Consider the following 15,930-nt stretch of genomic DNA (forward strand, 5'->3'; position numbering starts at 1 on the left):
CATTTTTTTGTCACTTTTTACCGATTCTCAATTAATCGTAGTGATGTCTCACTGTGCGCGATCGCTCCCATGAATGCCGCTTGAGCAAATTCTTACACAGCAAGCTTTTTGCCCCTTCCTCTCCGTCGAACTCACGTTAAAATAGGAATTATTACATTGCTCATACAGACGCACGCCAAAAGCAGCCAATATTACCAGGGCTGCGGTCAAGAAACTATCGTCTGTTTTTTACCGGACAAAGTTCTAAAAACGGTGTGCTGCACCACCGCACAACACACCCTACAAGATACTTGACCAACAGCCTTTAAGCACCTTCCCGCAACTTATCCAAAACACTGCGATCCTCTAAGGTAGAAGTATCACCAAATACCTCTTGACCAGAAGCTAAACTCCGCAGCAAGCGCCGCATAATTTTACCGGATCGGGTTTTGGGTAAAGCATCAGTAAAGCGAATTTCCCCAGGACGGGCGATCGCTCCAATTTCTTTGACAACGTGCTGTTTCAGTTCTTTACTCAAATCTTCACTGGCTTGATAAGTTCCTTCTAAACTGATGAAAGCCACAATTTCCTCCCCTTTAAGTTCATCCGGCTTACCCACCACCGCAGCTTCTGCTACTGCGGGATGAGAAACTAAAGCTGATTCTACTTCCATAGTCCCCAGGCGATGTCCTGATACATTCAACACATCATCCACACGACCCATTACCCAGAAATAGCCATCCTCATCTTGTCTAGCCCCATCACCTGCAAAGTAGATATAGTTACCATCTTTCGGGGGGATATGTTCCCAATAAGTGCGACGAAAGCGTTGTGGGTCATTGTATACCGTCCGCATCATCCCCGGCCAAGGATAACGAACTGCCAAATAACCCCCCTCATTATTAGGTACAGTGTCACCCTCTAAATTTACCACATCCGCAATAACTCCAGGAAAGGGAAGAGTTGCCGAACCTGGTTTAGTGGGAATAGCTCCGGGTAGTGCTGTAATCATAATACCACCGGTTTCTGTTTGCCACCAGGTATCTACAATGGGGCAACGTTCGCCACCAATAATTTTATGATACCACATCCAAGCTTCTGGGTTAATGGGTTCACCCACCGTCCCCAACAAACGTAAAGAAGATAAATCGCGGGTTTTGGGATGGTGTTCCCCCATTTTGATAAATGCCCGAATCGCTGTAGGGGCTGTATAAAAGATATTCACGCCGTATTTTTCAATTACATCCCAAAAGCAACCGGGATTAGAACCACGGGGCGCACCTTCGTACATTAAAGTAGTAGCACCGTTGGAAAGAGGCCCATAAACTATATAGCTATGTCCGGTAATCCAGCCCACATCAGCAGTACACCAGTATACATCTGTATCTTGCAGATCAAAAATCCATTTACTGGTCATGTGAGTATATAAGTTATAACCAGCAGTTGTATGTACAACACCCTTGGGTTTACCCGTACTACCGGAGGTGTAAAGAACAAACAGCATATCTTCGCTGTCCATAGGTTCTGCCGGACAATCTGCTGATACACCCTGTTGTAGGTCATGCCACCAATGATCCCGCCCTGGTTCCATGTGAGTTTGTTGACAGGTGCGTTTGACAACTAGTACATCTGTAACACTAGGGACGGTGTGATCTGCCAAGGCTTTGTCTACTTGTGCTTTCAGGGGAACAATAGCATCTTTACGCCAACCACCATCAGCAGTAATCACTAACTTAGCTGCTGCATCATTGAGGCGATCGCGTAAAGCTTCTGCACTAAAACCACCAAATACCACACTATGGGGCGCACCTATTCTAGCACAAGCTAACATAGCAATGGCCGCTTCAGGAATCATAGGCATATAAATACCCACGCGATCGCCTTTTTTCACCCCCAACTGCTTCAGCACATTGGCAAACTGGCACACCTCCCGATGTAATTGGGCATAAGTGAGGGTGCGGGAGTCTCCCGGCTCCCCCTCCCAAATTAGCGCTGCTTTATTTCTACGCCAGGTTGTCAGATGTCGATCCAGGCAATTATAAGAAATGTTAATTTTCCCACCCACAAACCACTGAGCAAAAGGTGGCTGCCAATCTAGTACTGTCTCCCATTTTTGGAACCATTCTAACTCTGTGGCGGCTAATTTTGCCCAAAATTCCTGGGGATTAGCTCGAGCTTGAGCATATAGTTCTTGGTAGTCTGCCAGACTTTTGATATGGGCGTTTTGGGCAAATTCCCTAGTGGGAGGGAATAAGCGCTTCTCCTGTAAGATGGATTCTATGGTTGGCTCAGACATAATTAATTTTTCTCTCTCTATGGCGTTGTCAACTATTGTGTACTGAAAGTTATACACAATTGCTTTGATTTTCGTTAAGAGTTACAATACCAGCAATTACTCCGGCACATTAGTAGGGTGCGTCAGATTGTATAAATCATGCAAATAGCCTTATATTTGATATCTGGCCCACCGTAGTTATATTAACAAAGCGTTAATTATTATTAAAAGTAGGGCATCGTTTGCAAGCACAAGACATCAAGGATCAACTCACCAACCTCATCGAGGAAGCCAACTCGATAGACCCTAACCTGGCCAAAAAATTAGATGAAATTAATCGTTGGGTAAAAAATATCAAAACAGGTTCTCTGACCGCCAAACCATTTGTCCTAGCTTTTTTATTAGAAGTAATTACGGATTCTACCATTTGGCTGATGATTAAATCATCATCTTCCCCAGCAGAACAAAAAGCTAAGTTTGAGCAAATGACCCCCAATGAAAAATATTGGTACAGCTATCTTTTTCCCAGATGGATAAACGCCAATGACTCCAAATTTTACATTTGGAAACAAAAACTCATGGCAGGGGAATTTAATCAACAAGATGATGATATCATTAGAGCAATAGCCCAAGATGTTGTGCAGCGTCAAGGTAGTGTGTGGAAACGTTATATTGCGGATTTGTCTATGGCAACAGACTTGATTGTTAGTAATCGCCAACAAAAACCACTATGTATTCAAGTTACCAGCGTATCCGAAGAGTTTAATCAGCAAAAGTATCATTTGTGGCAAGTGACACTGCAATCATGGGAAATAGAGAGAGGAATATTTTTAAGTTACAATCCCAAAGATGCCAATTTCATCAGACAGTTAGTCAACATAGCCATGTACAACAGTGACTATCTTTCAAGTGGTAAGTATTTGAAATTAGATTAATTCCAAATTCCAGGTTTTTGTTTTTCCCCTAGATACTCATTCAGCAATCACAGCTTTTATGGCTCACCGACAAGAAACTCAAAGCTACGAAACCCCTGTGGAAAAATTTACTCAAGCTTTAACAACAGCCCGGAGAATGCAGCATGACTGGCTAACCTACGGTGTTGATTTTGTGCATTTATACATTGAAGATGCAGATAGTAATTGGCTAGAAAATTGGGGAAATGAAGAGATTTTATGTAACAAATTATTAGATGGAATTAAGGAATTTTTGGTTAGTGATCATGATGTGGCCGTCAGAGTCAGAGAACATTTAGGGCAGCGTTCTTTGTTTGATTTAGCAGTAAACTTAGAAGTATGTTGGAGAATTGCCACAGTAGATGAGCGATTATCTCTAGTCCGGAACTTGTTAGCTGGTGAGGAATATCATGTTAATCTTCATCATGAGAAATTGTTAAATTTAGCAGAGAGTCTTTTGTTAAAAATAGCAGATATAGCCATCAGATGAACTGGGAGACGTGCAACAGCAAACCTTGGGATGGTGAAGATTTATTAGACTTTACCACTGTAGCTGATTTGCAACAATGGTTACAGTCTGATCCAATTTAATACACCAGACCTTTATTTATTTTTCCCTGTTCCCTGATCAGAGCCTCATACTCCGTACCGTTTAGCTGCTGTCAAGTATTATTTCATTCATGTACTTGATACAATAACCAGGAAAACGCGATCGCTCTTGGTTTACATAGCCAACAACAAGCGATCGCCTGAATATCATTTCCATGAGAATACAGCACTAAACAGTTAAGCTATATAAAACCACTATTTTTTTTTGCACTTTTCAAATAATTTTTATCCTGCTTGAGAAACCCGGAATGCTAGACCACATCTTTGATTATCTTCAGTTTAATTTCAGCGTTGAAGCCCCCATTGTCCTGTTGATCTTGATTTTCTTAGAAGCGGTGCTATCCGCCGACAATGCCATCGCCCTAGCTGCCATTGCTCAGGGACTAGAAGACAAAGAACTAGAACGTAAAGCCCTTAATGTTGGTTTAGTCGTTGCCTATGTGCTACGAATTACCCTCATTCTCACGGCTACTTGGGTACAAAAATTTTGGCAATTTGAATTATTAGGTGCAGCTTATCTCTTGTGGTTAGTATTTCAACACTTTACCTCAGAAGAAGCCAAGGACGACCATCATCACGGACCACGTTTTAAATCTTTGTTACAAGCCATACCAATAATTGCCTTTACAGATTTAGCATTTTCTTTAGACAGTGTGACAACTGCCATCGCTGTTTCTCAAGAAACATGGCTAGTGCTGACGGGTGCAACAATTGGAATTATCACATTGCGATTTATGGCCGGATTGTTTATTCGGTGGTTAGATGAATTTAAGAACCTGGAAGATGCAGGCTATATCACGGTGGCCTTTGTGGGTTTGCGTCTGTTGTTAAGAGTGATCAACGATGATTTAGTTCCACCAGAATGGCTAGTAATTTCTGCCATCGCTCTGATTTTAGTCTGGGGATTTTCTCAGCGTACCGTCGTTGAACCACCGAAAACAGAATCCGAAAAGAGTGAAGCACCAAACCAGAAGCTAGAAGCTAGGGAATGAAGGATGATTTTCATTCTTCATTCCCTAATTCCTAAACTACTCTTGTAACCAAGGTGTTAAATGTGGTTCCCAACTGACTAATTCTTCTTCTTTAAACCACAGGGCTATTTCCCTCTGTGCGGTTTCTAAAGCATCAGAACCGTGAATGAGATTGCGGCCAATGTTAATGCCAAAATCTCCCCGAATTGTTCCAGGTTCTGCTGATAAGGGGTTAGTTGCGCCAATAATTTTTCTCGCAGCTGCCACAACCCCATCACCTTCCCAAACCATGGCTACAACTGGTCCAGAGGTGATAAACTCGACTAAACTGGCAAAAAATGGCCGTTCCCGGTGAACATCATAATGCTGTTGGGCTAATTCCTTGCTGACTGTCATGAATTTTAAAGCCACCAGGGTAAAACCTTTAGCTTCATAGCGACGGATGATTTCACCCACCAGTCCACGCTGTACACCATCTGGTTTAATTGCTAAGAATGTGCGTTCCACAGCTATCTCCCAAAACTGAATATTTTTTTCTCCGGTCGTATTTGTCATTGCTTTTGATCTCCTGTTCATGTCATCAAGGCTTGATAACCTTGACAGATGACCAAGAACTAATCAGCAATAATTAGTGACCAATCAGAGTCTACCTCAGAAATTATCTGTAAGAGCATATCAGTTGCCGATAGAATGCGTTAAATTGTTAATTCGTGGGTGAAATACAGAGGTTACTAAACATGGGTGCTGAGTTAACTGCTAGATCTGAAGGGGTGGTCATGCCTGTGAATGGACACAAATTAGAAGTCAAAGGTCACAAACCAAAAAAGCTCTTACCGCCTAGTAATATTACAGAAGGCCCGCTTCGTCACTGGAAAATTGAGGACAGCGAAGCCTTGTACCGCATACAAGGTTGGGGAGAGCCTTACTTTTCCATTAATGCTGCCGGTCATATTACCGTTTCTCCCAAGGGCGATCGCGGTGGCTCACTAGACTTATTTGAATTAGTCAACGCCTTGAAACTGCGTAACTTAGGACTGCCTATGTTAATTCGCTTCTCGGATATTTTGGAAGACCGGATTGAGCGGTTAAATGCTTGTTTTGGCAAAGCCATTGCCCGCTACAATTACCCAGGTATATATCGTGGCGTGTTTCCTGTGAAGTGTAACCAAGAGCGCCATTTAATTGAAGATTTAGTCAAGTTCGGTAAACCCCATCAGTTTGGCTTAGAAGCCGGTTCTAAGCCGGAATTAATGATTGCCTTAGCTTTGTTGGATACACCGGGAGCATTGCTGATTTGCAACGGCTACAAAGACCAAGAATACATCGAAACAGCAATGTTAGCCCAAAGACTGGGGCAAACCTCAATTATCGTCATTGAACAGATTGAAGAACTGGACTTGGTGATTAATGCTCACCGTCAGTTAGGTATTAAACCAATTTTGGGAGTGCGCGCTAAACTCAGTACCCAAGGTATGGGACGCTGGGGAACTTCCACAGGCGATCGCGCTAAATTTGGTCTGACAATTCCCCAAATTATGGAAACTGTCAACAAACTACGCGAAGCTAATTTGCTGGATTGTCTGCAATTAATGCACTTCCACATTGGTTCACAAATCTCCGCCATTAATGTAATCAAAGATGCCATCCAAGAAGCCAGCCGTATTTACGTAGAATTAGCCATGTTGGGGGCTGACATGAAGTATCTCGATGTTGGTGGCGGCTTGGGTGTAGATTATGACGGCTCTCAAACCAACTTCTACGCATCCAAAAACTACAATATGCAAAACTATGCTAACGACATCGTGGCAGAGTTAAAAGATACTTGTGCGGAGCGGCAGATTACCGTACCAACATTGATTAGTGAAAGTGGAAGGGCGATCGCGTCCCATCAGTCGGTACTAATTTTTGATGTTCTCAGTACTAACGATGTTCCTCTAGACTTACCAGAACCCCCAGAAGAACAGGAATCCCCCTTAATCAAATACTTGTGGGAAACTTACCACTCCATCAACCAAGAGAATTATCAAGAATTTTACCACGATGCAGCCCAATTTAAAGAAGAAGCCATCAGCAGATTCAATCTAGGAATTCTGCGCCTAGAAGAACGAGCCAAAGCCGAGCGATTGTATTGGGCTTGTTGTCAAAAAACTCTCAACATTACCAGACAGCAGGAATACGTACCAGATGAACTGGAAGACCTAGAAAAAATCATGGCTTCCATTTACTACGTTAATCTTTCTGTGTTTCAATCAGCACCAGATTGTTGGGCGATCGACCAACTATTCCCCGTCATGCCAATACACCGGCTGGACGAAGAACCCCTACGACGGGGAATATTAGCAGACCTGACCTGTGATAGTGACGGCAAAATCGACCGCTTTATTGACCTACGGGATGTCAAATCAGTTTTAGAACTGCACACCTTCAAGCCAGAAGAACCTTACTACCTAGGAATGTTCCTCAATGGAGCTTATCAAGAAATCATGGGCAACTTACACAACTTATTCGGTGATACTAATGCTGTTCACATCCAGTTAACACCGAAAGGCTACCAAATTCAGCACGTCGTCAAAGGTGATACCATGAGCGAAGTGATGAAATATGTACAGTATGATTCTGAAGACATGGTAGAAAACATCCGTCAACGCTGTGAAAAAGCCTTAGAAGAAAAACACATCACCCTAGCTGAATCCCAGCGACTACTACAAACCTACGAACAAAGTCTAGGAAGATACACCTATCTAAACAGCTAGGGAATTTTAGATTTTAGATTTTGGATTAAGGTTTTACTCCCCTCTCCACACAGGAGAGGGGCTGGGGGATGAGCTAAATTACATTCATCCCCAGCAGATCCTCAATGGCTTGGCGCTCAAAAGGTGTTTCCGATGGCGGTGTTTGACGAGCATCCGTAATCAGCCAATCTAAAGCAGCCGCTTGAACATCTATTGCATTTCCCTTTTTATCTACGCAATAACGACCAAACACCAATTTATCAACCAGTCTTACCCCAGGGCCTAATCGTGACCATTCAAAAATAACGCTGTTCTCTACAGTTGCTCCACTGCATATCCAGCAGTTGGGACCAATCATCGTTGGTCCAACAATTTTAGCGCCATCTTCAATCCTAGTCATGCCACCAATGTACACAGGTCCTGTAATATCCACCTTATCCCAATTCACAGCAACATTTAAACCAGTGTAGATACCAGGGGCGACTTGGTTACCTGGAATTTGCACATTTTTAATATCTCCTAGCAATACACCATTAATTGCCCGCCAGTAATCGGGTACTTTACCAATATCCACCCATTCAAAGTCCATGGCAATGGCGTAAAAAGGCGCACCAATTTCTACTAATTTGGGAAATAACTGGCTACCAATGTCATATTCAACGCCAGAAGGTATATAATCAAACACCTCCGGCTCAAAAATATAAATACCAGTGTTGATATTGGTGCTAATAGCTTCCTCCTTCGGCGGTTTTTCTTGGAAAGCTTTAACGCGTCCATTTTCGTCAGTCACTACCACACCGTAACTAGAAACCTCTTCCAGTGGGACAGATTTTGTAATTATTGTGGCAATTGAACCCTGGGATTTATGCCACTTCACAGCCGCAGACAAATCTAAGTCAATAAGAGCATCACCACACAAAACCACAAAAGTATCATCAAAAAATGGTGAGAAGTCTTGAATACGCCGCATTCCACCAGCAGAACCAATGGCTTCCCCCACTAATTTGCCGTCGTCATCAATTTTGCCTTCAAAAGAATAAGCAATTTCTACGCCAAACCGTTGACCGTCACGAAAATAGTTTTCAATTTCCTCAGCCAAATGGCTAACATTCACCATAATCTGGTTAAATCCGTGCTGGCGCAACAGTTCCAGCAGGAATTCCATCACCGGCTTTTGCAGAATGGGAATCATTGGTTTAGGAATTGTGTAAGTAATAGGACGCACACGAGTACCCTTACCCGCCGCAAGAATCATGGCTTTCATACAATTTTATTCCTCAAAGACAAACTAGTTTACTTTGCTCCAGTGATGCTTAATCATCAATTTTAATTTTTGGGCAAAGTATCTCCTCAAAACAGGCATAACAGGAATTTGCTGGCTATTGCCACTTTTTAGGTATAATTTTAGTTTATTTTTGTTTTGGAGTTAAATATCGCCAGTGACATACTCCTACACTCTCCTGCGGGCAGGTGAGAAGCTTCTTTTTGTTTAAGCTAAGGTGAATCTGTGAGCAAGCGAATTTTAATTTCCTGGTAAAATTCCTCTTGTAATAGTTCAACTTTAGATTCAGCTGAAAGCAGTAGTAGCGCCCAGAAAACACTAACTAAGTGGCTATGTTCTGACTCATGGTGAAAGCCGCTTTGGTGTGGTTGCTTTGTTTGAGTCCACAAATCTACAAGTTGTTCTAGATTCAAACAACTTTGCTGGAAAAATAGCTCTGTTGCGTAACCATGCAACACTTGCTCTAGTTCCCCAGCCACTTCCGTCAGATTTTCCTGGTGTGCTAACTCTAGCGCTTGGCGCATCTTTTGGGCGCTGGGCTGACGCTTGGAGCGGACAGGTTGGCTCGATTTCTCAACCAGTTTAAGCTGGCTGGCCATGATCTGCAATTGCTTAATTAACTCTTGGAGAGTTACAGGACGCTTTGGCAGTGGCATTGCTGAGGGACGGCGACGCAAGTGTCGCTCTAATTGCAAACGATGGGCATGATGCAATAGACCAGCCTCACTTGGTGAGATTGCATCATCTATTACATCCTCGTTTGTGTCTTCTACTAAAGATAATTGCATCAAGGTGTTAGCTTTGAATAACACTAGCATTGATGCTGACAAAAAAGCCTGTCCTGATTGCGACAAGTCAGATTCATAATTTTTAGCTTTGGCCTCCGGTGCCATTAATTCTAGATAACGGTCAATTACGTCAATTACCTGCACATCCCAAGGATCAATGTCCCCTTGTTCAGCCTGATCAATCAGCTGTATGATTGTTTCTAATAACTCCGAAGCGTCCATAAAATAAATTTAGTCACCAAATACCTGTCAACACTAGACTTGAATCTTTCTCATCCTTCGGTTTTAATAATAATTTTGATTTTCAATGACGGCAAAATACTGCCATGCCTTCAAATCAGGCATCGTGGATTTTAGATAAAAATCTAAAATCCCCAATCGATTTATCGATTCACTAACGATTCACTGTGGCGGCTTCCCGTGCGGCAGTTGCCTGATCTGGGTGAATACCCAAACGTGTGAGATTAATCCGTCCTTTATTGTCAATTTCTCGCACTTTGACAATCACCTCATCCCCAACCGCTACCTCATCTTCAACTTTGCCAACGCGATAGTCAGCTAATTGAGAAATGTGAATCATGCCTTCTTTACCTGGCAGAAATTCTACAAATGCACCAATGGGGATAATTCGGGTCACACGCCCTACATAAACATCACCTTCATTTAACTTACGGGTCATGCCTTGAATGATGTTACGGGCTTTTTTAGCCCTACTTTCATCCACAGCAGAAATTGTCACTGTGCCATCGTCTTCAATGTCAATTTTCGCACCAGTTTCTTCAGTGATGCCCTTAATTGTTTTACCTCCAGGTCCAATGACCAAACCAATCATGTCTGGATCAATCTTGATGGTCAAGAGACGTGGGGCATAGGGTGAAGTGTCAACTCGTGGCTCTTGTATGGTCTCGATCATTTTTTCCAGAATATGCAGCCGAGCCGATTTAGCTTGGTGGATGGCCTGGGCAATGATTTCTAATGACAGTCCAGGGATTTTCATATCCATTTGCAGCGCGGTAATACCGCTATCTGTCCCGGCGACTTTAAAGTCCATATCGCCTAAAAAGTCTTCAATTCCCTGAATGTCAGTTAAAACTCGTACTTCGTCATCTTCTTTAATTAAACCCATTGCCGCACCGCTCACAGGTTTGGTAATTGGTACGCCAGCATCCATCAAGGATAAAGTAGAACCGCACACCGAACCCATAGAAGTGGAACCGTTGGAAGAAAGCACTTCTGAGACTACCCGAATTACATAGGGGAATTTTTCCTTGGGGGGTAGCACTGGTACTAAAGCTCGTTCGGCTAAAGCACCATGACCAATTTCCCGCCTTCCAGGGGAACGCAAGGGTTTAGTTTCTCCCACGGAAAACGGGGGAAAGTTGTAGTGATGTAGGTAACGTTTGGATTGGTCTGCTTGCAAGTCATCGGTGAGGTTTTGGGCATCTCCGGGAGTACCAAGAGTACAAGTGGATAATACTTGAGTTAACCCCCGATTAAATAAACCACTGCCATGGACTCGCTTCGGTAGGACACCAACTTGGCAAGAAACAGGACGTACTTCATCGAGTTTGCGCCCATCAACGCGGACGTTATCTTCAATGATTTGACGGCGCATGAGGTGTTTAGTGATGTCTTTGAAGGTGTTACCAACTGCTTTGCTGTTGGCAATTGCCGCAGCTTTAACTTCGTCTTCCTCTGGCAGTTCCTCGATGGCACCAGCAACTTGCTCCTTGAGAGCGTCCAAAGCTTGATCCCGTTCTCCCTTGCTGTAGTCAAATTGACACAGGATTTTTTTAATTTCATCCCTGGCGCGATCGCGGATATAATTGTTCAGGGTCTGGTCTTCTTCTGGTGGTGCTTCTTGCACAACCTCTATACCCATTTCCGCCAACAAGTCTTCCTGGGCTTTAATTAAATCTCTAACTGCTTCATAACCAAAATCAATCGCTTCGATAATATCTTGCTCTGGCAATTGATTGGCTCCTGCTTCCACCATAATCACACCGTGGGGTGAACCTGCCACTACCAGATCCAAATCTCCATTTTCAGTTTCTGCATAAGTGGGGTTAATGATAAAATCATCTCCCACCAAGCCAACCCGCACCGCCGCCATTGGTCCATTAAAAGGAATTTTTGCTATTAGGGTGGCAATGGAAGCGCCGGTCACCGCTAAAACATCAGGTGGTACTAACTCATCCATCGACAGGGTAAGGGCGATAATTTGCAGGTCATCCCGCAGCCATGAAGGAAATAAAGGCCTCATGGGGCGGTCTATCAAGCGGCTGGTAAGAATAGTTTTTTCTGGTGGACGACCTTCTCTCCGCATGATTCCTCCGGGAATCCTACCTGCGGCATACAATCTTTCTTCATAATCTACCGTCAAGGGAAGGAAATCAACTCCCTCTCTGCTCTGGGAGCGTGTAGCCGTCACTAAAACAGATGTGTCCCCCGACTCTATCAAAACTGACCCACCAGCTTGGGGAGCTAGTAAGCCTACTTTCAGTCTAATATCCCTACCATCGAAGGATATTGACTTATCAACTTCTGCCATGCAGTTTTTTTTCCTTCTCTTTTGCTATTCTCTCTCTGTGGCAATCCTAACATTTATGCTCTCAAACTGACTTCTGGTACACATAAAGATAAACAACTTGTTAAACTAACAACCAGATTTTAAATATTTTTTAATGGACAGGGGGAAAAATCTTTGCTAGCTGTGGAGGCTGAGAACATACCTTCTTCCTCCCAGATGGCGTAATCCCAGTTGTACAATAAGAGATACTGAGTGAAAAAACCGCACTAGCTCCATAAGCGGGGTGCTTTGACCTAAACTGTAGTCAAATGATTTTTTTTTATTTTTCCTCCACCATCAGCGTTAGGGTATGGGGAAAAAGTTAGCTAGCTTTTAAACCAGGCTTTAGGGTTGATTCTTTCCCAGTTTCGGCCTTGTTTGTGTAGCATTTTCTGGGGGAGAAACTTGATAAGTAATTTTATCGCTCACAGTTAAAACTGCAAAATTAATAATTTAATACTTTAGTTATCCGAAAATTGGGGCAGTTAGCAAATGGCACTTTTACACGGTAATTGGTTACTAAAAAATGACAATAGTTGTTTATTTATTTGGGGTGAAACTTGGCGTTCATCACAAGTAAAATTACAGACTATTACATCCCCGGATATACCAGCACATCCCTTGGCAATGACATCAGTTGATTTGAGTGCATGGATGATTGATCATAACATCATCCAGCCAAACCAAGTTAACATAGCCAGCACTTCTAGCACTCGTAAACGTACAACTCTTAACCAAATCAGCTGGCCTACCCACTCTCAAATCATTGCTTTACCAACTCACATCCCAGAACATAATCAGGAAGAAATAGTATTTATTTTTCCTTTGCATTCTGCCACTTTAGCCACCCAGAGCAAGTCACCCCCATATCTTCAACCCTGGCGAGTAGAAGGTTTTTGCCTCAACCCAAGTGCCGCCATAAAATTTTTGGCGGCTATTCCCTTAAACGCTGTTCAGGAAGGAGATACTGTATTTGGTGCGGAGTTACGTTTTTGGTCACAAGTAGCCCGTTGGAGTTTAGATTTAATTTCCCGGTGTAAGTTTTTGCCAACTATTCAACCGCAATTAGATACTTCTATTGTTGCTAAGTGGCAAGTTCTCTTAGATAGCGCTGTAGATGGAACCCGCCTAGAAAAATTTTCCGCAAAAATGCCTTTAGCCTGTCGTACTTATCAAAAAACTCCTGACCTGGAAGAACAGTATTTAGCAGTGGACTTGCCAACCAAACCCCAGGAATTATTATTAGATTTTCTCAATAGTACCATAGATGCCCAAGTGCGGGGAATGATGACTGCGCAAGCACCAGTAGAAACCAGAGTCATGGCATCTTTGCCATTTACAGTGCGACAATGGCTACAAGGTTTAACTGGTGCATCTAACAAAGTGAATGCAGATGCGATGGGAGTAGAAAGACTAGAAGCTGCGCTGAAAGCGTGGACTATGCCTTTGCAATACCAACTAACAGGAAAAGCCTCATTTCGCAGCTGTTTTCAATTGCTTCCCCCTGCATCCGACTCAAAAGACTGGCTATTAGTATATTTGTTGCAAGCCACAGATGATCCTGATTTTTTGGTAGATGCGGTAACTATTTGGCATCAACCAGTGGAACAGTTAATTTATCAAGGTCGCACCATTGATCAACCCCAAGAAACATTATTGCGGGGGTTGGGGTTAGCTTCCCGCTTGTATCCAATTCTTGCACCCAGTTTAGAAACAGAGTATCCGCAATCTTGTAGCCTTAACCCATTACAGGCATATGAATTTATTAAGTCTGTGGCTTGGCGGTTTGAAGATAGTGGTTTAGGGGTGATTTTACCCCCTAGTTTGGCTAACCGGGAAGGATGGGCGAATCGTTTGGGCTTGAAAATTATTGCTGAAACCCAAAATAAACAACAGCAACCCTTGGGTTTACGGAGTTTACTAAATTTTCAATGGCAATTAGCAATTGGTGGACAAACTATTTCTCAAACCGAGTTTAATAAACTTGTGGCCTTAAATAGCCCGTTGGTAGAAATTAACGGCGAGTGGGTGGAATTGCGAGACCAGGATATTAAAACTGCACAGGCATTTTTTGCCGCTCGTAAAAACCAAATGACGCTGTGCTTAGAAGATGCTTTACGTCTGGGTTCTGGAGATACCCAGGTGATTGAAAAGTTACCTGTGGTCAGCTTTGAAGCATCTGGGATATTGCAGGAATTAATTGGGACGCTAACGAATAAAGCAACAACCCCGGCTTACGCCCCCTTACCCACACCTAGGAATTTTCAGGGAGAGTTGCGACCTTATCAACAAAGAGGAGTGGCTTGGCTAGCTTTCTTGGAACGTTGGGGTTTGGGTGCGTGTCTTGCAGATGATATGGGACTGGGTAAAACCATTCAACTCATCGCCTTTTTACTGCATCTCCAAGAACAGGATGCACTGTCCCATCCCACATTACTTGTTTGTCCCACTTCTATTTTAGGGAACTGGGAACGGGAAATTAAAAAATTTGCTCCTAGTCTCAAAGTTTTACAGCACCACGGCGATAAACGTCTTAAAGGTAAAGGGTTTATAGCAGGGGTGGAAAAACACAATGTAATTATTACTAGTTATTCACTGATACACCGGGATGTGAAAACTTTACAGAGTGTTGATTGGCGGGTAGTTGTCTTAGATGAAGCCCAGAATGTCAAAAATCCTGAAGCTAAACAATCACAGGCTGTGAGAGAATTAAAAACTACCTTTCGTATAGCCCTAACAGGAACACCAGTAGAAAATAAACTCCAAGAACTGTGGTCTATTTTAGATTTTCTCAATCCGGGGTATTTGGGCAATCGTCAATTTTTTCAGAGACGCTTTGCCATACCAATTGAAAAGTATGGTGACACAGCATCTTTAAATCAGTTGAGGGCTTTAGTGCAACCGTTTATTCTGCGTCGCCTGAAAACAGATGGGGATATTATTCAAGATTTGCCAGATAAGCAAGAAATGACGGTTTTTTGTGGTCTCACTCCTGAACAAGCCACACTTTATCAACAAGTTGTGGAAGCATCATTGGCAGAAATAGAAGCTGCTTCAGGTGTGCAACGTCGAGGGATGATTTTAGCTTTATTAATCAAACTAAAACAAATATGTAATCACCCGTCCCAATATTTGAAACAAGACACACTACAACAGTATAGTTCGGGAAAATTGCTCCGCCTAGAAGAAATGTTGACCGTGGCTTTAGAGGGGGGAGACAGGGCTTTAATTTTCACTCAGTTTGCTGAATGGGGTAAGTTATTACAGGCTCATTTACAGCATAAAATCGGGGAAGAAATCTTGTTTTTATATGGTAGTACCAGTAAAAAACAACGAGAGGAAATGATTGACCGTTTTCAACATGATCCCCAAGGTCCTCCCATTATGATCCTTTCTTTAAAAGCTGGTGGGGTTGGATTGAATTTAACCAGGGCTAATCATGTGTTTCACTTTGACAGATGGTGGAATCCCGCTGTTGAAAATCAAGCCACTGATAGAGTATTTCGCATTGGTCAAACCCGCAATGTTCAAGTGCATAAATTCGTTTGTAATGGTACATTAGAAGAAAAAATTCATGACATGATTGACAGTAAAAAACAATTAGCTGAACAAGTAGTTGGTACTGGTGAGGAGTGGCTTACTGAAATGGATACAGATCAGTTGCGTAACTTACTCGTACTGGATCGCAGTGCCATAATTGAAGCAGATTAATATATCAACGACAACTAGGGCATTTTGCCCAATTAGGTACAGTAGCAGGCAAGATGCCCGC

Annotated in this window: 10 protein-coding genes; 5 read left to right on the top strand and 5 right to left on the bottom strand. The window is 42.8% G+C overall.

The genetic code is table 11. The features are described from left to right. Positions 1–304: 304 nt before the first annotated feature. The gene (acs, locus tag NWP17_RS09950) at positions 305–2,275 is read right to left on the bottom strand and encodes an acetate--CoA ligase (RefSeq protein ID WP_280654756.1); all 1,971 of its coding nucleotides are present in this window, start codon (positions 2,273–2,275) and stop codon (positions 305–307) included. A gap of 221 nt (positions 2,276–2,496) precedes the next feature. Between acs and NWP17_RS09955 the strand changes: the two genes are divergently transcribed. From NWP17_RS09955 to NWP17_RS09965, 3 genes are all read left to right on the top strand, one after another. After that, on the top strand, positions 2,497–3,189 hold the full coding sequence (locus NWP17_RS09955; RefSeq protein ID WP_280654757.1) for a hypothetical protein: 693 nt from the start codon (positions 2,497–2,499) through the stop codon (positions 3,187–3,189). Between the two features lie 58 nt (positions 3,190–3,247). Beyond that, a complete protein-coding gene (locus tag NWP17_RS09960; protein ID WP_280654758.1) occupies positions 3,248–3,697 on the top strand; it encodes a hypothetical protein in 450 nt (149 codons plus the stop codon). Positions 3,698–4,064: 367 nt separating this feature from the next. After that, complete coding sequence (locus tag NWP17_RS09965; protein WP_280654759.1) at positions 4,065–4,808, top strand: TerC family protein; 744 nt, start codon at positions 4,065–4,067, stop codon at positions 4,806–4,808. A gap of 36 nt (positions 4,809–4,844) precedes the next feature. Here NWP17_RS09965 and ndk read toward each other — a convergent pair whose 3' ends face one another. Beyond that, the gene (ndk, locus tag NWP17_RS09970; protein ID WP_280654797.1) at positions 4,845–5,294 is read right to left on the bottom strand and encodes a nucleoside-diphosphate kinase; all 450 of its coding nucleotides are present in this window, start codon (positions 5,292–5,294) and stop codon (positions 4,845–4,847) included. 230 nt (positions 5,295–5,524) lie between these two features. On the opposite strand from ndk, the gene speA reads away from it, so the two are divergent. After that, positions 5,525–7,540 carry a biosynthetic arginine decarboxylase gene (gene speA / locus NWP17_RS09975; RefSeq protein ID WP_280654760.1) on the top strand — a complete coding sequence of 672 codons (2,016 nt, stop codon included), beginning with the start codon at positions 5,525–5,527 and terminating at the stop codon, positions 7,538–7,540. 73 nt (positions 7,541–7,613) lie between these two features. On the opposite strand, the gene NWP17_RS09980 is transcribed toward speA, so the two are convergent. The 3 genes from NWP17_RS09980 to NWP17_RS09990 form a co-directional block, all read right to left on the bottom strand. Then, entirely contained in the window at positions 7,614–8,783 is a 1,170-nt protein-coding gene (locus NWP17_RS09980; protein WP_280654761.1) for a nucleotidyltransferase family protein, read from the bottom strand. Positions 8,784–9,013: 230 nt separating this feature from the next. After that, the gene (locus NWP17_RS09985) at positions 9,014–9,811 is read right to left on the bottom strand and encodes a segregation/condensation protein A (RefSeq protein WP_280654762.1); all 798 of its coding nucleotides are present in this window, start codon (positions 9,809–9,811) and stop codon (positions 9,014–9,016) included. A 172-nt stretch (positions 9,812–9,983) separates the two neighbouring features. Continuing rightward, positions 9,984–12,140 carry a polyribonucleotide nucleotidyltransferase gene (locus NWP17_RS09990; protein WP_280654763.1) on the bottom strand — a complete coding sequence of 719 codons (2,157 nt, stop codon included), beginning with the start codon at positions 12,138–12,140 and terminating at the stop codon, positions 9,984–9,986. A 510-nt stretch (positions 12,141–12,650) separates the two neighbouring features. On the opposite strand from NWP17_RS09990, the gene NWP17_RS09995 reads away from it, so the two are divergent. Continuing rightward, complete coding sequence (locus NWP17_RS09995) at positions 12,651–15,869, top strand: DEAD/DEAH box helicase (RefSeq protein WP_280654764.1); 3,219 nt, start codon at positions 12,651–12,653, stop codon at positions 15,867–15,869. The last annotated feature ends 61 nt before the right edge of the window (positions 15,870–15,930 follow it).

It is taken from the genome of Chrysosporum bergii ANA360D (genome assembly GCF_029891735.1).
In the GTDB taxonomy this organism is placed as follows: Bacteria; Cyanobacteriota; Cyanobacteriia; order Cyanobacteriales; family Nostocaceae; genus Umezakia; species Umezakia bergii.